Below are 23,923 nucleotides of genomic sequence, written 5' to 3'. Positions count from 1 at the left end.
ATACGAGGGGGGCATCATGGATTTCTTAGTGAAAAAGTACCAACCGATTAACGAAGAGCTCGTGCTGTTTAACGAGGAACATTATCTGAGCGTGATAAAAGTACATATTGCTGATCTGGAAACGTCAAAGAGAGAAGCACTGTTTAACCATCTGTTCGAATTTGCAAGCAATGACGTTGATTTAGAGATCGACGTCTCCGAAGAGCACAACGGCATTTGGTATCTCCAAGTCCTGGTACCTCATGTGCTGACATTGCCAGACGTTGCTGCGAAACGGATTGGCCGGGGAAAAGAACAACTGGAGGCACATTTGGCGAGTCAACCCGTACAGCTCATACAAAACTTGCTTTCTGGTGAAGAGATTTACACCTATGTGAAACGATATAACCCGAATATAGAGGTAGTCAGCTAGTAACGGAAGCTATCATAAAAAATCTCCCGCCAAAAAGGGAGATTTTTTTCTTTTCCTGATGCGAGAGTGGGACTTCTCACTATCCAGTTGCTTGGTAGGTGGCTCATGATTATTCTGTTCGCAAAGAGTCGTAAAGCACAGGACTACGTCGTAATAATGAGTAAAGAACGGATGTCCAAGACGTACATTAGGAGATGCGGGATCATGAAACGGTATGTCTACGTGTTGCTCATCGTTGTACTGATTGTCTGCAGTGCAATGACCATTTTCTTTTTTCAGCTCTACGCTAACGTAAAAGCGACAGCAAGCATGATTTACGAGCCTTTGCCACCAGTAGAAGCACAGGAAACAACAACGCTATCGTCTCAGGCACAAGAACAAGACCCTCCCCCTGCACAGAGGCCTGTACCAGAAGCTCATTCCGCAATCGAGAAAAAGCCCCTTACGTTATTGCTGTTTGGAGTAGACAAGCGGGAAGGAGATGTGGGCAGATCAGACACACTCATCCTTTTGACAATCAACCCGGAGAAAAAACAGACGTTGATGATGAGTATCCCGCGTGATACCCGAACCCAGATCGTAGGACGAAAACAGCCAGACAAGATTAATCATGCGTACCACGCTGGTGGAATTGCGGCCACCGTGAGAACCGTCGAGCAATTTTTAGATATTCCGATTGATTACTATGTAAAAGTGGAGATGGAGGGCTTTTCAAACATTATTGATTCGCTTGGTGGTGTCACAGTAGACAACACATTTGCTTTTGATTACGAAGGCTACCAGTTTCCCAAAGGATCAAGCCACATGGACGGGGAAAAAGCATTAGCGTACGTCCGTATGCGCTATGATGATCCCGAGGGAGATTTTGGACGAAATAAAAGACAACAGCAGGTCATCAGGGATTTGATGGATAAGGCGAAGGGAATCAGCACCGTCAGCAAGCTTGATGATCTTTTAGCAGTAGTAGGATCTAGCTTCAAGACGAATCTCACTTTTGAAAACATGAAAGAATTGATGCTTGATTACAAGAGTTCCTTGGAACAAATAGAGACGACCAGAGTAAGCGGCGAAGGAGGAAAGATAAACGGTATCTACTACTATCTCGTATCCAATCAGGAACGGTTACGAATCAAAAAACAGGTAGAGGAATTCAAGAAACCTGTGACTTCTGATGTAGTCGTTGCGAGTGAAAAGCCATAAGCTTGTCAGTGCTATTTATCCCACCCTTTCCACTGCGAAAAAGGGTGGTTTTTTTATTTCAATTTTAAGGGGTCAAAAGATACACAGAAAATATTTTTAAACGAGAATAATTGATGATCGATCACTCATATTGTTTCATATAAACGCAAATGGACAGGAAAAGATAGGTCCAGAATGATAGTCCCATTTTCTTAAACAAGTTCCCGAAAAAAGTTACCTGCGCAAACAACACAAAAGCAAGAGGTGATCTGTTTGATAAGACTAGAAAAGGAGTCCTTTTCCTTATGAATCTCGAGTTCGTCATGGTTATTCTCCAAGCAATGCGAGCGCGCTGGGTTCTGATGACAACGATTCCGCTACTCTGTGTTGCGTGTGCAGCGTACATCAGCTACTTCGTGATGGTTCCTACGTATGAAGCGACAACGACGATGCTGGTTAAGCCGCAAGAATTGGACAAACAGGATTTATACAACAGTATCCTCAGCAACCAGCAGCTAATCAAAACGTACAGCGGACTCATCCAGACTCGAAAAATTGCGCAGGATGTCATTCGTAAGCTGGACTTGTCCATCACCCCAGAAGACCTATTAAAACAGCTAGAAGTAAAAACATCCAACATTTCCTTTATTATTACGGTCACCTATTCTGATCCGAATCCTTTGCATGCTGTCCAAATCGTCAATGAAATCTCTCGCTCCTTTTCGCAAAACATCAATCTTTTTATGAACATTGATAACGTCATGATCGTAGACGAAGCAGAGTACAAAGAAGGAACGCTTCCCGTATCGCCAAAGCCGTACCTGAATATGGCCGCTGCGTTCTGTGCTGGTTTGTTCATGGTTGTATTCCTGATCATTTTGATAGAAACCATCTCCACCGTGCAGAAAAAGCCTAAAAAAGCACGGGCGGAGGTTGCGCAGCTGGAAAGAGCCAATTATTCGTGAGGTGAATCGGTTATGAAAAAAAGAATTAAAAAGGCTGTGATCCCGGCAGCAGGACTGGGTACACGATTTCTTCCCGCCACCAAAGCAATGCCCAAGGAGATGCTACCGATTGTAGACAAGCCAACGATTCAGTACATCGTTGAGGAGGCGGTCCACTCCGGCATCGAGGATATCATTATTGTAACGGGACGTAGCAAGCGTGCCATCGAAGACCATTTTGACAAAAACTACGAGCTGGAAATCAATTTGATGGAGCGGGCCAAAACAGAACTGTACGAGATCGTGGAGGGCCTGACTAATTTAGTGGAGATTCATTATATTCGGCAAAAGGAAGCGCTCGGATTGGGACACGCCATCTGGTGCGCCCGCAAATTCATCGGGAATGAGCCATTTGCAGTGCTACTCGGGGATATGGTCATTGATAGCAAAGTCCCATGCCTGAGGCAGATGATGGACATTTATCAGCAAAAGCAAACAAGCATCATTGCAGTCGAAGCCATGGATTGGAACGAAGTGGACAAATACGGAGTGATCGATGGCGTTCCGGTGGGGGAGCGATTGGATCTCATTCATAATCTGGTCGAAAAGCCAAAGAGCAACGCACCCTCGAACCTTGCGATTATTGGCAGATACATTCTCGAACCACGTATTTTTGATATCCTGGCGCAAACAAAGCCAGGCGTAGGGGGAGAAATTCAGCTTACAGATGCCTTGCAAATCCTGGCTCAGGAGGAAGAACTGCTCGCGTACAGGTACGAGGGCACACTGTACGACGTAGGCAGCAAGCTCGGATTCCTGCGAGCAACGATTGAATTTGCCATGAAAAATGAAGAACTCAGCAGAGATTTCGGGCTGTATCTGGCGCAGATGAACAACAGATATTTCGTGAACAATTGGAAGCTACCCGTGTAATGGAGATTGTGAAGGATATGGAACTCATCCCTGTGAATGGACTGAGATCGAGCCGCTCTTTTTATGCGAGTTGTTTGAAAAATGTCCTAGATTTCAGTTTTGCCTTGTTGATTCTCTTGCTGCTTCTACCGCTTTTGCTTCTGGTGGCGATCGCCATTTGGTTCGATTCATCAGGTCCTGTCCTATTCCGGCAAAAGCGTGTAGGCAAATACGGCAAAGAATTTACGATTTACAAGTTCCGCACCATGTATGTCGACTCTCCGCAGGAAGGGGTATCCCCTTCTGCTGCTACTGACCCACGTATTACTCGGTTCGGGCGTATTTTGCGTAAGACCAGCATGGATGAGCTCCCGCAATTAATCAACATCCTCCGTGGCGAAATGAGTTTCGTCGGTCCCAGACCCGAGCAAAAAATGATTGTCGAGAAAGTGTACTCCTACTATGAAAAGCAGCGTTGGCTCGTTAAGCCAGGCATCACGGGTCTCTGGCAAATCAGCCCAGATCGGAACAAACCGATTCACGAAAACCTGCACCATGATTTTTCCTACATCCAAAACCTCACTTTTGCACTCGATGTCAAGATTGTATATAAAACCATTCGAGTGATCGTTAGGAGTAATACATGCTAGCGCGATGGATGTCCTTTGGAAAACACCTCTCCAAGCTGCATAGTGCTATGAATGGGCTGCTATTGCGCAATACGCTCTGGATGCTCCTCGGTGACGGGATTCGTCTGCTGCTGCAAATGGTCTACTTCGTCATCATTGCCAGAACATTGGGCGCAAGCGGCTATGGCCTGTTCATTGGTGTCGTGACTTTGGTCGCGATTTTGACGCCCTTTTCCAGTCTTGGCAGAGGTGAGTTGTTGATTATGAACGTCTCCCGGGATAAAGAACTGTTTCGTGAATATTTCGGTAACGCTTTGTTCATGACGGCTGTTTCAGGAATTGCCTTGACGGTGTTTGCCATTATTTTGGGACGATTTCTTCTTCCAGAATCAATCAGCACGAGCATCATCGTGTGGGTGGCTGTATCGGATCTGATCATGTACAGAGTGCTTGAGATTTGCGGACAGTCCTATCAGGCATTTGAGCGTTTAAAACGAACAGCTCAGCTCAATATGCTGATGGGAGTAGTCAGACTGGCAGGCGCCCTTGCGCTCTTGTTTGTTGCAGCACAGCACAGCGTTGAAGAATGGGCAATCCTTTACTTTTTGACAACAGGTGTAATGGCGGTTGCAGCTTTGGCGCTGGTTATTCACGAGCTGGGAGGACCGCAGCTTCATCTGCAAAAAGTGGTGAAGGAGTGGAGGAGCGGAGCGTATTTCTCGATCAGCCAATCATCCTTGGTCGTCTACTCGGATATTGGAAAAACCATTCTCGTAAAATATGCCTCCGCCCAGCACGCTGGCATTTATGCTGCTGCAAGCAGAATTGTTGATGTTACGCTCGCTCCGATTTACTCCCTGATGAGCGCAGCATTTTCCCGCTTTTTTCAGGAAGGGAAGTACGGGATTACAGCAAGTGTGCGTTATGCAAACAAGCTGCTCCTGATTTCACTTGCTTACTCAGCGATTGCGTGGCTCGGGTTGTATTTGATCGCTCCTGTATTGCCCTGGATTTTGGGGGAGGATTACCGCTTTGCTGTAGAGGCAGTGCAGTGGATGGCGCTGATTCCGCTTCTGAAAAGCTTGCACTTTTTTGCCGCAGACGCATTGACTGGAGCAGGTTTTCAAGGCTGGCGCTCTGCGATTCAGGTGTTTGTTGCCGCCCTCGTTGCCGTGTTACATATCCTTATCGTTCCTCTGTTTTTATGGAAGGGAGCGATCGTGGTCAGCATCATTGGTGATATTCTTCTATGCTGCGGCTATTGGGGGATCATCGGATATTTGCAGCGCAGAGAGCGGATCGTGGGAGTTACGGGACAATTGACCAACTAGGAGGAACCGTTTTGCAGGATGTATTGATCCTTGAAACACGAGCCTCTGCCATGAAAAAGCATTATCGGGAGAGCAAAGTTTTCATCCGATTTGAACAAGTGTTTATTATCATAGCTCTTCTGCTGTTTTCGCAAGCGTTCTTCCCTTTTTTTCAAGGCGGGCAACCAGAAAATGTGGTGGAGGGCAATGCCCTGCTCCAGCTGCTTTGGAAGATCATTTACGGTGTCGCCTTTGTGTTGATCCTGATCCAAAGAAAGCGGGTCCTCGCCATCTTGACCCGAGACAAGCTTTCCCTCCTGCTGCTGGCTCTAATTATGCTCTCGTTTCTCTGGTCGAATGCTCCTGATATTACCCTGCGGCGTAGCTTCGCCTATTTCGGAACTACCCTGGTGGCGATTTACATGGCAGCGCGTTTCACCTTGCGAGAGCAGTTTCTGATGGTAGTCTGGATGCTTTTGGGCGGTGCTGTTTGTAGCCTGGTCATCACGCTGGTGCTCCCCGATGTGGGAAAAATGCTGCACGAGGGCAGCATGGCGTGGCGAGGTATTTACTCCCATAAAAATCAACTGGGAAGACTCATGTGTCTGGGGGCCATCGTATTTTTCCTGGTCATCATGATGAAGCAATGGCCGCGCTGGATCTCATGGGGAGGCTTTCTTCTCTGTACGAGCCTGCTGGTTTTGTCAGAGTCACGGACCGCGATCGTTGTTTTCGTCGTCTTGCTCGGCTGTATTCCTTTTCTTTACTCCTTTCGCTGGAACGTTTATGGGCAGCTTCTGCTTTGGATGTCTGCCACAATGCTAGGCGTGATTTTTGCCCTGGTGGTGGTTCCGAATACAGAGGTGCTACTGGAATCCTTCGGGCGTGATATGACACTGACCGGAAGAACAGAGCTGTGGGCGACAGTCATCGAAATGATTCGCGAGCATCCCTGGTTTGGCTATGGCTACAGCGGATTCTGGCTCGGATGGGATGGAGAGTCTGCCTATTTGTGGATGGTATCCAACTGGAATCCGCCCAACTCGCATAATGGCTTTCTGGATGCAGCTCTCGATGTTGGTGTCGTTGGTTTGATCATGATCCTGCTCAGCTTTTTTACCCGCTTTATCAAGGCAGTTCAATACATTCGCACCAACCAAAGCTGGGAAAGCTTTTGGCCAATGCTCTTTCTCCTTTACATGGTTGCGGGCAATGTGACAGAGACCTCGCTTCTGGATCATAACAGCTTCTTTTGGATTTTGTTTATCGCATTTGGCTTTTCCTTTTCGAATAAAAATGGTTCAGGCAAAGCCCGTGAGCAAGCCATGTTAACCGTGGAGACAGGAGGAAGGCGATGAAGGTAGCGGTTTGTGTCCTTACTTACAAACGACCCGATGGTCTGAAAAGGCTTTTGGACGGATTGTCCAGGCAGGCTTTCATAAAAACGCAGCCTTCAGCCGTACAGGTGGTCGTGGTTGACAATGATCCGGCTGCTAGCTCGGTTGCCTATTGCTCCAGCCTGCAACTGGGCTATCCATGGAAACTGGTCTGGTATAACGAAAAACGTCGGGGAATTTCATTTGCTCGAAATCGTGCCGTTGCGCTGGCATGGGAGGAGCATGATTTTATCGCCTTTATCGATGACGATGAGGTGCCAGAGCCGAGCTGGCTGGATGAACTGCTTGCGGTGCAGCAAATGACTCAAGCGGCGATTGTGACAGGACCAGTTTTGCCAGTATATCCGGAGGGTGCTCCGGCATGGAGTGTAAAAAGCGGATGCTATGAGCGGTCTCGCCACCCGACAGGCTATGCGCTGAGGCTCGCGAGGACGGGCAATGTGCTCATCCAAACGGAAGTATTTGCTCGAATAGAAAGTTGGTTTGACGAGCGATACGCCTTGTCCGGAGGCGAGGATACACATTTTTTCATGAGGGTCAAAGCGCTGGCCTTCGATATTGTCTGGGCAGATGAAGCGATTGTGCACGAATGGCTGCCGCTTAGCCGATTAAAAGTGAGCTGGCTATTGCAGCGTGCTTACCGATCTGGGAACACATACACCCTTTGTGAAAGAGACATCAGGCAAAGCGCAGCAAAGCTCGTAATTCGTGCGATCAAAGGAGGGATCCGAATAGGGAGTGGTCTGGTACTTGCGCTGCCAGCTCTCCTGTTGGGGCGGATCACCTTCATCAAAGCCTTGCAAAGCATTTGTCTTGGAGCCGGGATGGTGATGGGGCTGGTTGGAAAGCGTTACGAGGAGTATCAGAGGACGCACGCAGTATAAGAGCGGGAGCAGGCAGGAGGAGCTTATATGACAACGCTAATAACAGGCGCAGCCGGATTTCTTGGTTCGCATCTTGTAAAATCGCTGCTCGCACAAGGCAAGCAGGTGATTGGCATCGATAATCTATCTACGGGGCGACTGCAAAATATCGAGGATGTTCGCAGCCATGCCCTTTTTGAGTTTTTCGAGTGTGATGTATCAGCTCCAAACGTGCTTGAGCTGGAAGCAGTCCATGGTGTGAGTGAAATCTATCATCTCGCATCGCCTGCATCGCCTGTTTTTTATCAGAGTGCTCCATTCGATACGATTGCAGCCAATACAATCGGCACTCAGCAGATGCTGGAGCTGGCAAGGAAAAATCACGCCAGGTTTTTATATGCGAGCACCAGCGAGGCTTATGGTGATCCGACCTTGCATCCACAGCCAGAGGAGTATTGCGGCAATGTAAATACGTGGGGACCGCGGGCCTGCTATGACGAGGCGAAGCGACTGGGTGAGGTCATTTGCTACGAGTATTTCCAGCGCTTTGAGGTACAGGTAAAGGTTGCGCGCATTTTCAATACCTACTCAGCGGGGCTGCGTAATGACGACGGCAGGGTCATCTCCAATTTTGTCACCCAAGCCTTGACGGGGGAAGACATAACCGTGTACGGCGATGGCAATCAGACGCGTTCCTTCTGCTATGTGGATGACAATATACGCGGGCTTCAATTGATGATGGAGAAGGACGCTGCGACAGGTGAAATCATCAATATTGGAAATCCGAGGGAAATCTCGATTTTAGAGGTAGCCCGTCTGGTGAAGAAGCTGAGCCAGTCTACGAGTCGGATCAGCTTTCATCCGTTGCCACTTGATGATCCAAAGGTGCGGCGTCCGGTCATTGAAAAGGCGAGGAAGCTGCTTGCGTGGGAGCCTCAGATTCATCTCGAGGAAGGGCTGAGTCGAACGATCGCGGCGTATCGAAATCAGCTGATTGTAAACTAGAGCAGCGAAAAAAGGAGGGGGAGCAGCCGATGAATGTCGTGTGCATCGGGGCTGGATACGTAGGGAGTGTGACAGGAACTGCTTTTGCAGCGATTGGTCATCAGACGACCATTATCGATATCGACCAGAAAAAGATTGAGCGAATGAACAGGGGAGAAAGCCCGATTTACGAGCCGGGCATGGAGCAATTTCTCCCCGCCTTAATCGGGAGAAATCTGTTTGTCACCTCGTCCTATGACGCAGTGGCGGAAGCGCAGGTCGTATTTATTGCAGTCGGAACGCCATCACAGGAGGATGGAACGGCTGATCTGCGCTATATCAAGCTGGCGGCAGAGCATATCGGGCGGGCTCTTTCCAAAGAAAGGTTCACTGTCATTGTGAACAAATCGACAGTGCCAGTAGGGACATCGGAGCTTGTCGCGTCTCTGGTTGAGGAAGCCTCAGGCTTAGTGGCCGACAAAGATTTTACCGTTGTCAGCAATCCAGAATTTTTGCGTGAAGGGTACGCACTGGAAGACGTTTTTTTCCCGGATCGGATTGTTGTTGGTACAGTCCAGCCACAGGGTTTGCAGGTGATGAGGGAGCTCTATCACAATCTGATTGAAAGAGTGGGGTACGATCAATTATCCGAACTTTTTCCTTTCTCCTATCATCCTCAAATGCCGAAAGCCACTTACTTTGAAACGGATGCCAAAAGTGCCGAGCTGATCAAATATGCCGCAAATGCCTTTCTGGCTGTGAAAATCAGTTATATCAATGAAATGGCGCGGTTATGCGAGGTGCTCGGCGGCAATGTGCGCGATATCGCAGAAGGCATGGGACTCGATACGCGAATCGGCAAGAAATTTTTGCAGGTATCGAGCGGCTGGAGTGGGAGCTGCTTCCCCAAGGACACCGCTGAGCTGCTCGCAACGAGTCAAAAGTACGGCAGCGAGATGACGGTGGTAAAAGCCGCAATCGAGTCAAACGAGCGAATGCATCTGCATGTGGTGGAAAAGGTTGTTCGCAAGCTGCAATCATTGAACGGGAAGCGAATCGGCATATTGGGGCTCACCTTCAAGCCGGATACAGATGATGCACGCAAGACACAGGCCTCGTACATCATTCAAAAATTGGTTGAGCTCGGCGCCAGCGTACGTGTGCATGATCCGCAGGGGATGGCGATGTTTCAATCCCTGAACAGCCACTTGAAGGTTACGTACTGCCGTGAGCCGCTCGAAACGGGTACGAGATCCGATGCCGTCATCCTACTCACGCATTGGCAGGAATACCAGGAGCTCGACTGGGAAGCGATGTACCCCGTGATGCGCCGTCCCTATGTGCTCGATACACGCAATTATTTGGAATCTGCTAGACTCACAGCCCTTGGCTTTTGCTATGAAGGTCTTGGCTTGTCTACGATTTCGCCGAGTGTGGCGGGAGATGGTGTGATGGGGGGATGAAAGACGACCAGGTGCGAATGACGCGTCGGAAATTTCTGAAGTACGCTGCGTTATCTAGCATGCTGTTTTCGATCGGAAATATCCCTTTATGGCATAACCAGTGGAAATTGGACAGTGCTGCACCAGCACTCGCATTGCCACCGCGTGAGGTGTTTCCGCGTAAGCCGGTGGTTGTGGATGAAAACAAAAAGCCGGGCAATGCCGACTGGCGGGTAACAAAGCCTGCGGCAGGAGCAATCGCGGGTTACGCATCTAGTACAAGTGTCGTGGCTGGCGAAACGATTCGTTTTTATATCAGTACGAGAACTGGTGGCATCAAGTACCGATTGGATGTGTATCGCCTCGGCTACTACCAAGGCAAAGGTGCGAGGCTGCATTTTACCAAATCAGACTTGATCGGACAGGCACAAGGCTGGTGGTCAAAAACGGAAGGGCGACATGGGCTTCCAGAGCCTGATCCAAAAACGAAGCTGCTTCATCTGGAATGGAAGTCTTCCTATTCATTGAAGATTCCCGAGGATTGGGTAACGGGACTTTATATTGTACGCATGACAGATGCTGATGGTTTTCAGTCGTATATCCCTTTCCTGATTCGCGATGAAAAGTATGAGCATGACTTTATGGTACAGTCAGCCGTGACGACATGGCATGCCTACAGTGCATGGGGTGGTTATGGATATTACGGTCATTACGACGAAAAGACCCATGAATATGTCGACTACGATACGGATCGGAAAAAAGTCGCCGTCGCCATTTCCTACAATCGGCCGTATGAGCAGTATCACGGTTCAGGAGATTTGTATCTGGAATATCCGACTGTCTACTGGCTGGAGTCAAAAGGCTACGACATCGGGTATGTGACCAATATCGACACGCATTTGAACAGGGTAAAATGGCGTCCAAAAGGGTTCATTTCACTCGGCCATGACGAGTATTACTCACGCCAAATGCGATTGTACGTGGAGCATTTGCGCGATCAGGGCGTGCACTTGGCTTATCTGGGAGCGAACAATATTTTTTGGCAAATTCGCTTTGAGGATGAAAAGGGGAGAATTCTCTCCAATGACGAGGAACCACGCTTTCAGATTTGTTATAAATACCGGGCCATCGAAGAGGACCCGACACAGCATCGCAAGCTACTCACGACTGAATGGCGCAATTTGAACGAACCGGAGAATCAGTTGCTTGGCCAAATGTATGACGGACTCGTGTATACCGGTCCCGACTGGGTGGTAAGCCAGCCGAAACATTGGTTATATAAAGGGCTGGATGTGAAAGAGGGGGACAAGGTGAAGCACTTGATCGGGTGGGAGTATGATTCGGTGAAAAATCATATATTTACACCATCCAATCTGGAAATCATCGCAGCCTCTCCGCTTGTAAATACGACCGGGGAAACAGCTGTTGCGCATACGACCATCTATCGCTACTGGACGGATGCATTTGTGTTCGATGCGGGTACGATTTACTGGTGCTTTGGGCTGTCGAACCCGTGGAATGACGAAAGAGGTAGTGTAAGTGAAATCATTCAGGGAGTAACCGCAAACTTGTTGGATCGTTATATCCAGCCTACGTAAAAGGAGAAAAGCGATGTTAAAGGATATGGAAAGGCTTTTGTATCGCCGCCAGTTTGTGCTAGGCACGAGGTACATGGATCGAAACGACTGGCAGGGGATAGAGCTGGATCAAGGACTGTTTCTTAGCGTTCATCCTGATTTGGACATTACGCAATCTACTTGCCATGGCTATCGCTTGACGTTGCTTGGATACATCATTGATCCTTATCATCCTGAGTGGTCCAATGCAGATATTTTGAATGACGTCCACAAGAACTCCAGCTCGTTTGACGAGCTATTGGCAGGGATCGAACATTGTGGCGGCAGATGGGTGCTGATTTACCAGAACGATACACAGATCAAGCTGTTCACGGATGCTGTCGGCATGCGGCAAGTCTTTTATTCCGTACAATCAGATGGTGTTTGGTGCGCGTCACAGGCATCTATGCTCGCCCATTTGATAGGAGCAGAGTCAGAGGACGATGAGGAGCTGCAGGCGTTTGTCCAGTCAGCTGAGTATCGGAAAATGGAGCAGCTTTGGCCTGGGGATGGCTCGATTTACAAAGGAATCAAGCATCTGACCCCCAACCATTATCTCGATATCAAAAAAGGGACGATCACACGTTATTGGCCACTGTGCAAATTAGAGCCGATTGGGATAGAGGAGGCAGTCCGGGGGGCGGTAGAAATCTTGAAGGGTTCGCTGCGCGCTATCGCCAATCGTGCAAAAGTGATGCTTCCGGTAACGGCAGGCTTGGACAGCCGGATTTTGCTTGCAGCAAGCAAGGAGGTCAGCGAAGAGGTTCACTACTATATCGCGCTCCACTCCGGTTTGTCAGAACAAGCGACAGATGTGAAAGTACCAGCAGCTCTGTTTGCTTCGTTAGGGAAAAAATTCCATATCCATCCAGCACTCGAAAAAGTGGATGAGACCTTTGTGCAAATCAACCAGCAAAGTACGCAAATGCGTGATTTACCCAAATCGCAAATCTTTTACCAGCATTATCTCATGTCAGAAGGGCGGATCAACATCAGCGGAAATTACAGCGAGATCGCCCGAGAGGTTTATTACGATTACCATCCCAATCGAACAATTGATGGCCGGTTCCTGTCGCGCAACATCAAGCTGGGGGAGCATGCGTATGCGCTTCGATGCTATGAAGAGTGGCTAGATCCGATCAGGTCGTACGAGGAGAGATTCGGAATCAGACTGCTTACGATGTTTGAGTGGGAGCAGCTATACGGAAGATGGGGTGCGATTCACTCCGCGGAGCAAGATATTGCAATCGAAGAATTCAGCCCGTTCAACAACCGCAAGCTGCTCGTGACCCTGCTATCGGTCAAGCATGACTATGGCACGCGAAATCATTTGTACCGCAAAATGATTAACCAGATGTGGCCAGAGACATTGAATGCGCCGATCAACCCGCTGCCACCACTCAAATTTCTCAGACATTGCGGAAAAGAACTGTTGCGAGGAAGCCTTTATTATGGCAATCAAGCGGTAAAAGCGTTCAGTAGCCGAGGAATCAGCAAGCGCGGGGAGGGAACGACGTGAGCCAGGGAAAGAGACGGTATCGCGTAGCCATTTTGTACAAGTCATTGCCTCAGTACCGGCGCCGGTTTTATGAGCTGCTCAAAGAGCGACTGGAAGAGCGCGACATCGACTTTGTACTGATCTACGGACAGCCGGGACACTCAGAAGCTGTCAAAAAAGATTCGATCGAGCTGGAGTGGGCGCACAAAATTGAGAACAAAATTTTTCGGTTCGGTTCGCGTGAGCTGTACTGGCAGCCCTGCACCTCGCTTTTGCGAGACACAGATTTGGTCATTGTAGAGCAGGCGAGCAAGCTCCTCATTAACTACTACCTGATGTTTCAAAATCAGCTGGGGATTCGGCGAATTGCGTTTTGGGGTCACGGGCGAAATTTACAAGCGCATAATGCAAGCTGGTCGGGAGAGCGGGTAAAGGCATGGCTGTCAAAGCGAGTGTATTGGTGGTTTGCCTACAATGAGCTTAGCGCCAGAATTGTCCGCGAGCTAGGCTTTCCGCAAGAGCGAATTACTTCCGTGCAAAATGCAATTGATACCCAACAGCTTGTGAGCGCGAGCGAAGCATGGACACCAGAGAAGCTTGCGGCTTTTAAACAATCACTTGGCATTACCAGCGACAATGTTTGTCTGTACACAGGTGGCATCTACCCGGAGAAACGAATCCCTTTTCTCTTGCAGGTATGTAGCAGAATACGCGAGCTTGTCCCTGATTTTCAGATGATCTTTATCGGTGCGGGAATGGACGATTCCCTCGTCAAAGAGGCAGCCAGCCAACATTCATGGATCAACTATATCGGACCTAAGTTTGAAACCGAGAAAGTACCGTATTTCAAAATCTCCAAGCTGTTTCTCATGCCAGGACTGGTTGGACTTGCTGTGCTGGATACGTTTGCCCTCGGCGTACCCCTGATCACAACCAAGCTCGATTACCACAGTCCCGAAATCGAGTATCTCGTCAATCGGGAAAACGGTGTGATGCTTGATGATCCCGAAGATTTGGAAGCTTATGCACAAACCGTGGCGCAATTGTTGACAGATGATCAACAGCTGCGCATCTTGCAGGAAGGATGTCAAAAGGCAAAGCTCACGTACACGATAGAAGAAATGGCCGAGCGATTCGCCTATGGGATCAGTCAGGCGATTGGCAAGGAAAATCCCGGTACACCCCGCATATCGAAGGAGGAGCAAATATGGCAGTCGTAATCGTAACCGGTTCAGCCGGATTGATCGGATCAGAGACAGCAGCATTTTACGCCGAAAGTGGCTATCAGGTAGTCGGGATTGATAACAATATGCGGCAAACCTTTTTTGGAGCAGAAGGCTCTACGCTATGGAATCGCTCCCGGCTCATCGAGAGCTATCGCAGCAACTATGAGCATTACGATGCAGATATACGCAATGCGAATGAGCTGGAGCCCATTTTTGCAAGGTACGGACAGGAGATTGTGCTGATCGTCCATACAGCCGCACAGCCTTCGCATGACTGGGCAGCCAAAGATCCGATTACGGACTTTGCTGTGAATGCGAATGGCACTCTTCATTTGCTGGAAGCGACACGGAAATACTGCCCAGGTGCCGTCTTTGTTTTCACCTCTACGAACAAGGTATACGGGGATGCTCCGAATCGGCTTCCATTGATCGAGAAAGAGACGCGCTGGGAGATAGACCCTGCTCATCCGTATCAGAACGGTATCAAAGAGGATTTGAGCGTGGACCAAAATATGCACTCGCTCTTTGGGGCCTCCAAGCTGGCAGCTGATATTCTCGTACAAGAATACGGGAGGTACTTCGGGATCAGGACAGTCTGCTTTCGGGGAGGCGTATTGAGTGGCTCCAGGCAGGCAGGTGTTCCACTGCACGGATTTATTAATTATTTGATGAAATGCGCCATGACAGGTACGCCATACACGATCTTCGGGTACAAGGGGAAGCAGGTCCGTGATGTCATCCATGCTCATGATGTTGTGCGCGCCATTCACGCGGTATACACGCATCCACCAGCTCCAGGAGAGGTGTACAATCTCGGCGGAGGGATTTACTCCAACATTTCTGTCCTCGAAGCCATTCACATGGTGGAGGACGAAACAGGCAGAGCCATAAATTTTGGCTACAGTGATCAGCACCGCTCAGGAGACCATATTTGGTACGTGAGCAGCCTGGAGAAATTCATGCAGCATTATCCGAACTGGAGTATGCAATATTCCATGAAGATGATTTTGGAGGAAATTTATCAGGAAAACAAAGAGCGCTGGAGCGTGACGCCATGATTGATTATGGTGTACATCCGGTTCTCGGAGTGAGGATCGCTGCAGTCGATTACGCTTGTGCAGTGGAGAAGATAGTTTCACACGCAAAAGAAGGCGAGTCGTTCGCCGTAACAGCGCTGGCTGTGCACGGAGTAATGACGGGCTTTTTGGACAGCGTCCACCAGCGGCGGCTAAATGGGCTGGATCTGATTGTCCCGGATGGACAGCCCGTGCGGTGGGGATTGCGGCTGCTGCACCAAATCAGCTTGCCTGATCGCGTCTACGGTCCAGAGCTTACACTGCGGTTGATGCGGGCAGCAGCAGAAGAGAGTCTGCCAGTCTTTCTATATGGCAGTACCGAAAAAACGATTAAGCTGCTCGCCAAAAATTTGTGTGAGAAATATCCGGGGCTGATCATTGCGGGTATGGAGCCATCCAAATTTCGCCAGCTCACCACAATCGAGCAGCAGGAGGTCGTATCGCAGATCAAAAAGAGTGGAGCCAGGCTGGTACTCGTCGGCCTGGGCTGTCCCCGGCAGGAAACGTGGGTGTACGAATATCGCAACAAGCTCTCGATGCCATTGATTGCGGTAGGCGCTGCCTTTGATTTTCACGCGGGCCTCTTGCCGCAAGCGCCCGCATGGATGCAAAAGCGAGGGCTGGAATGGCTGTTTCGGATGATTCAAGAGCCGAAGCGGCTTTGGCGCAGGTATCTGTATTTGAATCCCCTCTATTTGTTCAATCTGTTTGCTGAAAGGCTGGGGATCAAGCGAATTCCGGTGTTGCTGCCGGATCAAACGGAAAAAGAGGAGTCGTATGGATAGAAGAATGAGTACACTCGATCCATGACAAAGGAGCATGATGAGGAATGATCAGAGAGATTTTTTTGCTTCGATCTGTTGCTTGCCTCTGTGTAGTACTGATTCATTCCGCCAGCATTATGATCAACAAGATGTATGAAGAGGCAGATGCCTCCCTGGAAAAAGGCATCTGGACCTCACTTTTATTGCTACTCATGTTCGCTACTCCACTTTTTGTGTTCATTTCCGAATTTTTGATCTCGTACTCCCGCTCAGTCAAATCACCAAAAACATTTTTGTGGAAGCGGATCAAGTTTATTTTGTTTCCCTTTGTCGCGATGGCAGTTTTCTACGCATTTCTTACCTCGATTACAGGCCAGCATGCACTGTCTGAGTTTGGTCATTTTTTGTGGCAAAATCTCGTTCTTGGCAAATTTCACGGCTACTTTATCCTCATTATTTTTCAATTTTATCTCTTGCACGTACTCTTCCAGCGCTATGGACAAGGTTGGTCATGGAAATGGGTGCTGACCGTCTCATTATTGGTGAATGTCGCCTATTTGGGCTATTTCAGCTTTGTCCGCACATTTGATGATCCGCACTCGGAATACCAAGCGTGGTGGCTTCCGTTTTTGGGGTGGATATTCTACTTCACTTCGGGCTATTACTGTGGACGCTATTTTGATCAGGTGAAGTCCGCTTTGATCACCTATCGACGCTGGATCTGGGTGGCAACGCTATTGCTCGCCTGTATGATGCTGTTCTTGCACCACAGTGGTCTGATTACGATCATGTCCTCCAAGCGCGTCGATGTCCTGCTGTATGCGATCGGGATGATTTTTTCCTTATTTGCCTGGGCGGTTCAAGTAAAAAGAGTACCGCGTATCCTCGTCGCCATCAGCCAATATTCCTTTAGCATCTATTTACTGCATATCTTTTTCCTGATGTGCGTGAGCAAACTGTTCTCCATGCTTTTCCCCACGCTGCATCAATCGCTGCTGTTTCTGGTGGCTTTGTTCGTGGGAGGGGTGTGCCTGTCATGGGGCGCTGCCTACGTGCTGCAAAAGCTGCCGTTTCACGAGTACTTGATCGGGAAACTAGGGAAAGCCTTGCCGCGCGAAGAAGACACGACAATAAACAAAAAAGCGCCACAAGGGCGCGAGCTTGCTACTGGGGAACAAGCGTAATTTTAGGGGCAGTGGTATATGTGATGCGAATTCTGTCACCTGCAGCCAGCCGGACAATTCCCGAGACCAGTCCCGTATCGTACCAAGTTGTGCCATTGCGGGAAAACTCAATGAGAGAAACGCTGCCTTTTGCGACCAGAACATCGAGTGGATACGCATTCGTGTTTTGCAGCACATACGGGCTTCGACCAATGGTGGGCACGGTAGGATTGGCCGGTTTTCCTTTTGCAGGCTGTGCGAGGGGAGCAAAAGTGGGTGCACTGTAAGAGACGGCCTGATTGGCTTGCGTCGTTTTCGCCGTGGAACCAAGCTCATAGCGTGTTGGACTCTGCTGATACGAGACGAGGTACACATTTGGGTCGGTTCCGATCTTGACGTAATCACCGATACTCAGGGCATCCGCTTTGGTGACAACCAATACATTGGAGCCATTCGTCAGACTGCCGTTTACCGATTTTAAAGTGCCAAATGTACCGGAGGCAGTACAGACCCAGCCAATCCCCTCCGAAGCGATAAGGTCTGCATCAGTAAACAGAAATTGATCGCCTTTGGTAAAAGACCCTGCTGACGGTACGATAGGCGAATAGGTGATATTGTAAGCGTGCGGCACATTATTTTCGATCTCGCCGATCTGCGTCAACGAAATGCTCGACACATACAAGGTTTGTTGCTGCCCATCCGGTGACAGGTTTACGAGTGTAAGTCGAAGGTCAGGTGAGGGATCTGGATCTCCAAAGTCATAGAAAAACGATACGTCTCTGGTCAAAAATGTGTCTTGGGGTGTGAGAGGGAGGTAGGCTTCGTCTATAAAGGGTGTTCCCGTAGAACTAACTTCAAACCCGATTCCCCATTTGCCCTGTGTCGTTGCAGGAGGGAGCTTGTAAGTAATCGCTAGCTTGTAGGAGTACCCTTTTTGCAGAGGTTTTTTCAAACGCTGGAGAATTTGCCCATACTGACCAGCAGGAGTGAGCGTCAGAACGGTTTTGTCTGCTGGAGAATCGGTGCCACTATATTTACTAGCAGACATGCCGAGCAGCTCCCAGCCAATCGGAAACGTACTGTCTGAGAAATTCATGCGGAAGTCATGATTGTATAGAAGCTCTGTATCCGCATCTGCCTTTCGGTCAAAAACAGGCGCCTCCACTTGCGAGCTGAGCAGCTTCACATACAGCGGCAGATTGGTCACCGTAATGGCATCAGAGGTGGGGAGCGCCGTTCCGTCGGCAGCCTGGGTTTGGCTGATGGCGAGCTCGGCGGAGAGAGGGAACAAGACAGAGCGATCATCGTCTGTCCACAAAATATAACCAGCCCGGCCATCAGGATAGGTCAGTGAAACTGTGTGTACGCCCTCGCGAGAAACGACATACTGGTGAATAGTAGCGCCAGTAAGCCAATCGACCATTCGCTGATAAGCACGTCCGGTTGCCGCGACATTTGGAAGATGAGCGAGGTCGAGCAGCCGGATTCGTGACCATGGCTGGTCCATTCCGTAGAATACTGCGCGATTCATTCCGGCAACCCAGTTGCACAGGAACATCCGATGAATATAGGCGATCGCCAAATCGTCAGGCATTTGATTGGAATAGTCGTTTTCGTCGCTTCCATACAGAATGCCTTTGTAATAATAGCTGTTCCAGCTGCTCTCGGTATTCCAGACCGGCAGTGAGCCTGCTCCAGCTTGCGTGATTGTTTTGCGGTACGCATAGGCCAGATCAATCATAGCCTCTGGCGGCTTGGGATACCCGTAGAGATGCACCCCGACAATATCAATCCAATTTGCCCCTCCTGCGCGTAAAAAGTCACCCATGCCACTTACACCACTTGCTCCTGTATAGCTGGGGCTGATGATCTGAATGTTTGGGTCAACAGCTTTCAAAGTCTTGTATGCTTCCATGGTCAGCTCGACCAGCTTTTCAAGCGTGCCTGAATAAAAGCCGCTTAAGTTCGCTTCATTCCACACTTCGTAATACATGATTTTTCCTTTGTAGCGCTGTCCCAGAGCAAGGATGTAGTTGCGCCAGTCCTGAATGTTGCTGGGCGGGATACTGTTGTAGTAGGACCCGTAGTCAGAGGACCATTTGCCGCCTGTTGCCCAGTCAGGTGGTTGCCCCAGCAGCATGATGATGTCGAGATTGTTTTGTGTGGCAAAAGCGACATATTTGTCGACTTTGCTGAATTCAAAATTGCCTTTTGATTTTTCAATCTCTCGCCAGTTCGTCTCTAACCGCATCAGTCCAAAGCCTAGTGGACGAGCATTATTGACGTCCTCAATTTGAATACCGAAAAAGCGCCTATCAATGGGGCCAGTCAAATAGTTGTTACTCATAGGTGATTTCATGACCTCCGTCCGTTTAGTGGAGTAGATACTCTCATGATATGAAGCCGAGGAGGTGCTTGTATAAGCAGTCGTACAATCTTGTTTAGAAATAGACAAGAGCTATCTGACTCATTGTTTTACAAATTTTACCTAATTATTTTCTTCTGAAAGGAGGTGATCGCGTTGCGTTTGCTTTTGCGGTGGAAGCTGGTGCTTGTCATCATGCTCGTACTGGTTGTCGGTATTATTTTCATCAGAAAAGAACAGCAGCATGCTCCAACGGTAGTGTTAACTCCCATTTCCGCTGATGTCGGAGTGAACCAGATGGGCTACGCTCCCTCTGCTGTCAAATTTGCATATACGACGTTGTCCGTTCAACAGTTCTCGCTTGTTCAGCTGCTGGATGGTCAGACTGTGTTTACAGGAACGCCGAAGATGAGCAGGTTGGATGAAAGTACAGGAAAAGAAGTGTACGTCCTGGATTTCTCCAGCTACAAGAAGTCTGGTACATACCAAATCCGTCTGCCAAATGGCATGGCCAGCGCCCCCTTTCAAATTTCTCCGCGTGTGTACGAGGCCGTCTACAAGCAAGCGATGCGCTCGTATGAATTACAGCGATGCGGAGTGGCCATTGACGACCCGCTGACACACGTCCAGCACGCCGAATGCCATATCAATCCGGCAGTACTTTTCACGGATAAAAGCCAGAGCAGAGACGTGGTAGGCGGCTGGCACGACGCCGGAGATTTTGGTAAATACATGTCCAATGCAGGGGTTACCGTTGCGCAGCTGCTATTATTACAAGAGCTGGCACCGCAAACCGCGGAAGATGGAGTACTGGATCTGTCACAGCCAGCAAGTGATGATCCGGATGCACTCGCCGTCATTCGGGTAGAGCTGGATTGGATGCTGAAAATGCAAAGGCAGGACGGAGCCGTCTATCACAGTGTAGCGACAGCCAAATTCCCTGGGATGATCTTGCCACAGGACGATCTGGCTACCCAGTATATCTATGATATTTCTACACCTGACACGGCTATTTTTGCAGCAGCGATGGCGCGAGCATCACGAGCATACCTTCCGTATGACGAGAGCTACTCCCAGCGCTTACTGGATGCATCCATGAAGGCGTGGAGCTTTTTGACAAAAACGAAAGAAATTCTTTCCCTGGGGGACAAGCAGGCGTATCGCCCTAGCAGCGACAGGGACAAGCGTGTTTGGGCTGCTGCAGAGCTGTATGTGACGACAGGCCACCCTGTTTTCAGAGATTATGTAGAGCAGCATATAGAGGAGCTGGAGCTTAATCCTGCCAGGATCGTACCTTCCTATTGGCAAAATACTTCCTCCATGGCGATCCTCACTCTTGCCCTTGGAGCTCAGGAGGAGTGGGAGCTGGCAAGCGAGCTGCGCCAAAGACTGATCCAGCATGCAGACGTGGTTGTCAACAAAATGAATCACAGTCCCTATGGCAGCCCGCTTCAGCCTGCGGACTACGATTGGGGCTCAACCAGAACAACACTCGGATATGGACTGCATCTGGCAACAGCGAATCAAATAAACCCGCAGCCGTACTATCCGCATGCTATCTCCAGGCAGCTGGATTGGGTACTCGGAGCAAATCCACTGGCGCAATCTTTTGTTACGGGGATAGGAATCTCTTCGCCGATGCAGCCGCACAATCGCTACACGGTTGCCAGTGGCGTCTTGATTCCAGGATTGCTGGTAGGAGGTCCTAACACCTATACAAACGACAAGATTGCTCCCAAAAAGCTCGGACCGCACAGCTATGTCGATGATTCCCGTTCGTATGCAACCAATGAAAATGCGATTGATTACAATGCCGCACTGGTAGTCGTCGCCGGCTATCTGAACGAATGGCATCAGAGAAGGGAGCAAACCTGGTTTTCGCGATTGTTTCAGTTTCAGTAACTCATCGAAAAAAAGCAGCCTGCCTTTTGGGTAAAGAGCGATGCGGTAGCAGGATAAGCACCGCAATCCTTTTTCAAAGGCAGGCTTTCTTACGTCAAAAACAAGAGATAGATGCCCATAATCCCGATGTCAGCTAGAATGTGACTTATGATCGAGCCAAACAGCGAGTGCTGCCGATGACGCATGTACCCCCAAATTACCCTGGCCAAAAACACGGGCACGACCATCACAATATTGTACGGCCATGCAAAAAGCGGTATGACGGAAAGGAAATGATAGAGGCTGTAAAAGACAGCCGTCACGACGATGACGGTTACGGGTCTATAGTGCTTCGCCAGCTTTTCATGCATATAGCCGCGCCAATATACTTCTTCCAGTATCGGATTGACCACCATCAGGATCAGGATCAAACCTCCGATGTGTGCACCTGTAAAATTCCAGCTTGCAAGCAGCTCTGTCAGATCGTTTCGATCAAAGAGTGCCGTATGAGAGAAATAACCCCCGCCTAGGATGGCGAGCAAAAAAATAGCTCCCGTGACCAAGCCAGTCCAAACATTTTTCCGCGAAAAGGATAAGCCAAGCGCATGAAGTGTCTGTCGGCGGGTAGCCTTTTTCACAATAAGAAAATCCGTCACAGGAGCCAATAAAAGCCAGCTGTAAAATAGTAGAAACGTAACAGGAACACTGCCAATGATTTGCAGACCGAGAAAAATGAGCAGCGTCGGAACGAGCAAAAACAGAGTCATCAACATGAAATCGCCGCCAGTTCATCAAATAGGTATGACTATCTATTCACATCGTAGCGGGAAGTGTGGGAGGAGTGCAGTACCAATTTTGTCTGGTACCTTCTGGTCGAAAATGTGTGAGAGGGAGAGAGCAGAAGAAGCAAGGATTTTCGCATTGACGAAAAATCAGTAAAAAATTTACAATAAATGTGTATTTCAGGCAGCTTCGGAGGGATTTGATGAGCACCACATCCTTTTCACGCATGGAGCCTTTTCTGGCGGACGTTCGAAAGCATTGTTTCCTGCTTGCCAAACACGAGTGGGATGCGGAGGACTTGCTGCAGGATACACTGACCAAGGCGTACCGATCGATTCAACAACAGCCCGAACGAGAGCTGAGCAAAGCCTATCTCAAACAGATCGCCACCAATGCGTGGATCGATCATTGTCGCAAAAAACAGACAAATAGGCGGGGCGAGGTGTTCGATGAAGCTCTCCATTTACAAAAGTCCGTTCCAGATGATCCATTTACGATTCGAGAAAATTTTGAACAGCTGGCGAATCGTTTGAATGCACGGCAGATGGTATTGATTCTTTTGATCGATATTTTCTCCTTTACGGCACCCGAAACGGCGAGGCTGCTGAACATGACTGTCGGGGCGGTAAAGGAAGGAGTAAAAAGGGCGCGCCATCGGTTGCAATCGTTAGCCAGTCAAGCGAGAGGCGACAGAGACGATTCTGATGGTGACTTAAGAAAAAGGCAGGCCGCGGCAGCGCTTGTAACAAAAGAAGACTTCGAGCAATTTTTGGCAGCTTTTCGCGCGGGTGATCCGTACGCCCTTTGCGATACGTATTTGCAATTTGCGGAGCATGGCGTGCGTATCGAGAAAGTTTCTGTTCGTGCGGACAAGCTGTTTTTTTCCGTGCGAGACCCAGATGGTCATTTGATTACTTTTTTTCAGGAATGGCCATGACCCCGTTTCTTTTTGCCTCACTTTTACGTTTAGGAAAGAGAAAGTCCAAAAGTGGTTCACCCACATAAAAAGGAGTGAGTGCTATGAGCACATTCGTACGTCATTTCGCTGTGATTCAAGTGCCAGTCAAAAGTTTGGAGGTATCGGTGAAGTGGTACCGGGAAGTACTGGGTGTTCCGTTTACCTTTGAGTATACACCGGGAGATCATGAGGCATGGCTGAATATTGGAGGAGTAGGACTTGGACTGGTACAGAGCCCGAGTGTTCCCCGCCTGGATTTCAGCAATATGGCTGGGGAGATGCAACCAATCATCTCTCTGCAGGTAGATCAGATTCATGCTGTGCATGAAGACCTGCGCAGCAAAGGAATTGAGACGAGCGAGATGCGCTACAAAAAGAGTGGTGGCTACAGCTTTACGCTTCGTGATCCGGATGGGCACCTGACCAATCTGTGGGGCGGTTGGCCGTCTGCGGAAGACGAAGCAGCGAATGCGTAATCTCTGGGTTCTCCTCGCGTCTACGGTATAATAAAGACAGAAGAT

General features: G+C 49.1%; 21 protein-coding genes. 19 read left to right on the top strand and 2 right to left on the bottom strand.

Features of this window, described 5'->3' with window-relative positions; translation table 11 throughout:
* The first annotated feature begins 16 nt into the window (after positions 1–16).
* From ADS79_RS32105 to ADS79_RS32030, 16 genes are all read left to right on the top strand, one after another.
* Entirely contained in the window at positions 17–412 is a 396-nt protein-coding gene (locus tag ADS79_RS32105) for a hypothetical protein (protein ID WP_049742559.1), read from the top strand.
* A gap of 204 nt (positions 413–616) precedes the next feature.
* Positions 617–1,612 carry an LCP family glycopolymer transferase gene (locus ADS79_RS32100; protein ID WP_049742558.1) on the top strand — a complete coding sequence of 332 codons (996 nt, stop codon included), beginning with the start codon at positions 617–619 and terminating at the stop codon, positions 1,610–1,612.
* Positions 1,613–1,896: 284 nt separating this feature from the next.
* Entirely contained in the window at positions 1,897–2,556 is a 660-nt protein-coding gene (locus ADS79_RS32095) for a YveK family protein (protein WP_049742557.1), read from the top strand.
* Between the two features lie 12 nt (positions 2,557–2,568).
* Entirely contained in the window at positions 2,569–3,468 is a 900-nt protein-coding gene (galU, locus tag ADS79_RS32090; protein ID WP_049742556.1) for a UTP--glucose-1-phosphate uridylyltransferase GalU, read from the top strand.
* 17 nt (positions 3,469–3,485) lie between these two features.
* The gene (locus tag ADS79_RS32085) at positions 3,486–4,097 is read left to right on the top strand and encodes a sugar transferase (protein ID WP_161807334.1); all 612 of its coding nucleotides are present in this window, start codon (positions 3,486–3,488) and stop codon (positions 4,095–4,097) included.
* Positions 4,091–5,407: a lipopolysaccharide biosynthesis protein gene (locus ADS79_RS32080; protein WP_049742554.1), complete on the top strand. Its 1,317-nt coding sequence runs from the start codon at positions 4,091–4,093 to the stop codon at positions 5,405–5,407. Before ADS79_RS32085 ends, ADS79_RS32080 begins: the two co-directional genes overlap by 7 nt.
* An 11-nt stretch (positions 5,408–5,418) precedes the next feature.
* Positions 5,419–6,744, top strand: coding sequence for an O-antigen ligase family protein (locus ADS79_RS32075; protein WP_049742553.1), 1,326 nt, complete (start codon positions 5,419–5,421; stop codon positions 6,742–6,744).
* Complete coding sequence (locus tag ADS79_RS32070; RefSeq protein WP_049742552.1) at positions 6,741–7,667, top strand: glycosyltransferase family 2 protein; 927 nt, start codon at positions 6,741–6,743, stop codon at positions 7,665–7,667. The genes ADS79_RS32075 and ADS79_RS32070 overlap by 4 nt, the downstream gene beginning before the upstream one ends.
* Before the next feature lie 27 nt (positions 7,668–7,694).
* Positions 7,695–8,651: an NAD-dependent epimerase/dehydratase family protein gene (locus ADS79_RS32065; RefSeq protein WP_049742551.1), complete on the top strand. Its 957-nt coding sequence runs from the start codon at positions 7,695–7,697 to the stop codon at positions 8,649–8,651.
* 29 nt (positions 8,652–8,680) lie between these two features.
* The gene (locus ADS79_RS32060) at positions 8,681–10,093 is read left to right on the top strand and encodes a UDP-glucose dehydrogenase family protein (protein ID WP_049742550.1); all 1,413 of its coding nucleotides are present in this window, start codon (positions 8,681–8,683) and stop codon (positions 10,091–10,093) included.
* On the top strand, positions 10,090–11,670 hold the full coding sequence (locus ADS79_RS32055) for a N,N-dimethylformamidase beta subunit family domain-containing protein (protein WP_049742549.1): 1,581 nt from the start codon (positions 10,090–10,092) through the stop codon (positions 11,668–11,670). The genes ADS79_RS32060 and ADS79_RS32055 overlap by 4 nt, the downstream gene beginning before the upstream one ends.
* Before the next feature lie 13 nt (positions 11,671–11,683).
* The gene (locus ADS79_RS32050; RefSeq protein WP_049742548.1) at positions 11,684–13,207 is read left to right on the top strand and encodes a class II glutamine amidotransferase domain-containing protein; all 1,524 of its coding nucleotides are present in this window, start codon (positions 11,684–11,686) and stop codon (positions 13,205–13,207) included.
* Positions 13,204–14,406, top strand: a complete 1,203-nt coding sequence (locus ADS79_RS32045) for a glycosyltransferase family 4 protein (protein ID WP_049742547.1) — start codon at positions 13,204–13,206, stop codon at positions 14,404–14,406. The genes ADS79_RS32050 and ADS79_RS32045 overlap by 4 nt, the downstream gene beginning before the upstream one ends.
* On the top strand, positions 14,394–15,470 hold the full coding sequence (locus ADS79_RS32040) for an NAD-dependent epimerase/dehydratase family protein (protein WP_049742546.1): 1,077 nt from the start codon (positions 14,394–14,396) through the stop codon (positions 15,468–15,470). The genes ADS79_RS32045 and ADS79_RS32040 overlap by 13 nt, the downstream gene beginning before the upstream one ends.
* On the top strand, positions 15,467–16,273 hold the full coding sequence (locus tag ADS79_RS32035; protein WP_049742545.1) for a WecB/TagA/CpsF family glycosyltransferase: 807 nt from the start codon (positions 15,467–15,469) through the stop codon (positions 16,271–16,273). Before ADS79_RS32040 ends, ADS79_RS32035 begins: the two co-directional genes overlap by 4 nt.
* A 44-nt stretch (positions 16,274–16,317) precedes the next feature.
* Entirely contained in the window at positions 16,318–17,436 is a 1,119-nt protein-coding gene (locus tag ADS79_RS32030; RefSeq protein WP_049742544.1) for an acyltransferase family protein, read from the top strand.
* On the opposite strand, the gene ADS79_RS32025 is transcribed toward ADS79_RS32030, so the two are convergent.
* On the bottom strand, positions 17,417–19,762 hold the full coding sequence (locus ADS79_RS32025; RefSeq protein ID WP_049742543.1) for an endo-1,4-beta-xylanase: 2,346 nt from the start codon (positions 19,760–19,762) through the stop codon (positions 17,417–17,419). The two genes, ADS79_RS32030 and ADS79_RS32025, sit on opposite strands and share 20 nt — an antisense overlap.
* A gap of 174 nt (positions 19,763–19,936) precedes the next feature.
* Here ADS79_RS32025 and ADS79_RS32020 point away from each other — a divergent pair, with 174 nt between their 5' ends.
* On the top strand, positions 19,937–21,682 hold the full coding sequence (locus tag ADS79_RS32020) for a glycoside hydrolase family 9 protein (RefSeq protein WP_049742542.1): 1,746 nt from the start codon (positions 19,937–19,939) through the stop codon (positions 21,680–21,682).
* Positions 21,683–21,771: 89 nt separating this feature from the next.
* Here the strand turns inward: ADS79_RS32020 and ADS79_RS32015 are convergent, their stop codons facing one another.
* Positions 21,772–22,434, bottom strand: a complete 663-nt coding sequence (locus ADS79_RS32015; RefSeq protein ID WP_049742541.1) for a CPBP family intramembrane glutamic endopeptidase — start codon at positions 22,432–22,434, stop codon at positions 21,772–21,774.
* A 212-nt stretch (positions 22,435–22,646) separates the two neighbouring features.
* Here ADS79_RS32015 and ADS79_RS32010 point away from each other — a divergent pair, with 212 nt between their 5' ends.
* Positions 22,647–23,381 carry a sigma-70 family RNA polymerase sigma factor gene (locus tag ADS79_RS32010; RefSeq protein WP_049742540.1) on the top strand — a complete coding sequence of 245 codons (735 nt, stop codon included), beginning with the start codon at positions 22,647–22,649 and terminating at the stop codon, positions 23,379–23,381.
* Positions 23,382–23,464: 83 nt separating this feature from the next.
* Positions 23,465–23,878: a VOC family protein gene (locus tag ADS79_RS32005; protein WP_049742539.1), complete on the top strand. Its 414-nt coding sequence runs from the start codon at positions 23,465–23,467 to the stop codon at positions 23,876–23,878.
* Positions 23,879–23,923 lie beyond the last annotated feature (45 nt).

Source organism: Brevibacillus reuszeri (assembly GCF_001187725.1).
In the GTDB taxonomy this organism is placed as follows: Bacteria; Bacillota; Bacilli; order Brevibacillales; family Brevibacillaceae; genus Brevibacillus; species Brevibacillus reuszeri.
The sequence above is the reverse complement of the archived record's forward strand: the minus strand, read 5'-3'. Positions and strand labels throughout refer to the sequence as shown.

Bases quoted from the DNA above. Each gene is read 5' to 3' on its own strand.
- ADS79_RS32005 (WP_049742539.1), top strand. From the start codon at position 23,465: ATGAGCACATTCGTACGTCATTTCGCTGTGATTCAAGTGCCAGTCAAA.
- ADS79_RS32065 (WP_049742551.1), top strand. From the start codon at position 7,695: ATGACAACGCTAATAACAGGCGCAGCCGGATTTCTTGGTTCGCATCTT.
- ADS79_RS32060 (WP_049742550.1), top strand. From the start codon at position 8,681: ATGAATGTCGTGTGCATCGGGGCTGGATACGTAGGGAGTGTGACAGGA.
- ADS79_RS32055 (WP_049742549.1), top strand. From the start codon at position 10,090: ATGAAAGACGACCAGGTGCGAATGACGCGTCGGAAATTTCTGAAGTAC.
- ADS79_RS32035 (WP_049742545.1), top strand. From the start codon at position 15,467: ATGATTGATTATGGTGTACATCCGGTTCTCGGAGTGAGGATCGCTGCA.
- ADS79_RS32105 (WP_049742559.1), top strand. From the start codon at position 17: ATGGATTTCTTAGTGAAAAAGTACCAACCGATTAACGAAGAGCTCGTG.
- ADS79_RS32070 (WP_049742552.1), top strand. From the start codon at position 6,741: ATGAAGGTAGCGGTTTGTGTCCTTACTTACAAACGACCCGATGGTCTG.
- ADS79_RS32040 (WP_049742546.1), top strand. From the start codon at position 14,394: ATGGCAGTCGTAATCGTAACCGGTTCAGCCGGATTGATCGGATCAGAG.
- ADS79_RS32050 (WP_049742548.1), top strand. From the start codon at position 11,684: ATGTTAAAGGATATGGAAAGGCTTTTGTATCGCCGCCAGTTTGTGCTA.
- ADS79_RS32010 (WP_049742540.1), top strand. From the start codon at position 22,647: ATGAGCACCACATCCTTTTCACGCATGGAGCCTTTTCTGGCGGACGTT.
- ADS79_RS32015 (WP_049742541.1), bottom strand. From the start codon at position 22,434: ATGTTGATGACTCTGTTTTTGCTCGTTCCGACGCTGCTCATTTTTCTC.
- ADS79_RS32095 (WP_049742557.1), top strand. From the start codon at position 1,897: ATGAATCTCGAGTTCGTCATGGTTATTCTCCAAGCAATGCGAGCGCGC.
- ADS79_RS32085 (WP_161807334.1), top strand. From the start codon at position 3,486: ATGGAACTCATCCCTGTGAATGGACTGAGATCGAGCCGCTCTTTTTAT.
- ADS79_RS32100 (WP_049742558.1), top strand. From the start codon at position 617: ATGAAACGGTATGTCTACGTGTTGCTCATCGTTGTACTGATTGTCTGC.
- ADS79_RS32080 (WP_049742554.1), top strand. From the start codon at position 4,091: ATGCTAGCGCGATGGATGTCCTTTGGAAAACACCTCTCCAAGCTGCAT.
- ADS79_RS32025 (WP_049742543.1), bottom strand. From the start codon at position 19,762: ATGAGTAACAACTATTTGACTGGCCCCATTGATAGGCGCTTTTTCGGT.
- ADS79_RS32030 (WP_049742544.1), top strand. From the start codon at position 16,318: ATGATCAGAGAGATTTTTTTGCTTCGATCTGTTGCTTGCCTCTGTGTA.
- galU (WP_049742556.1), top strand. From the start codon at position 2,569: ATGAAAAAAAGAATTAAAAAGGCTGTGATCCCGGCAGCAGGACTGGGT.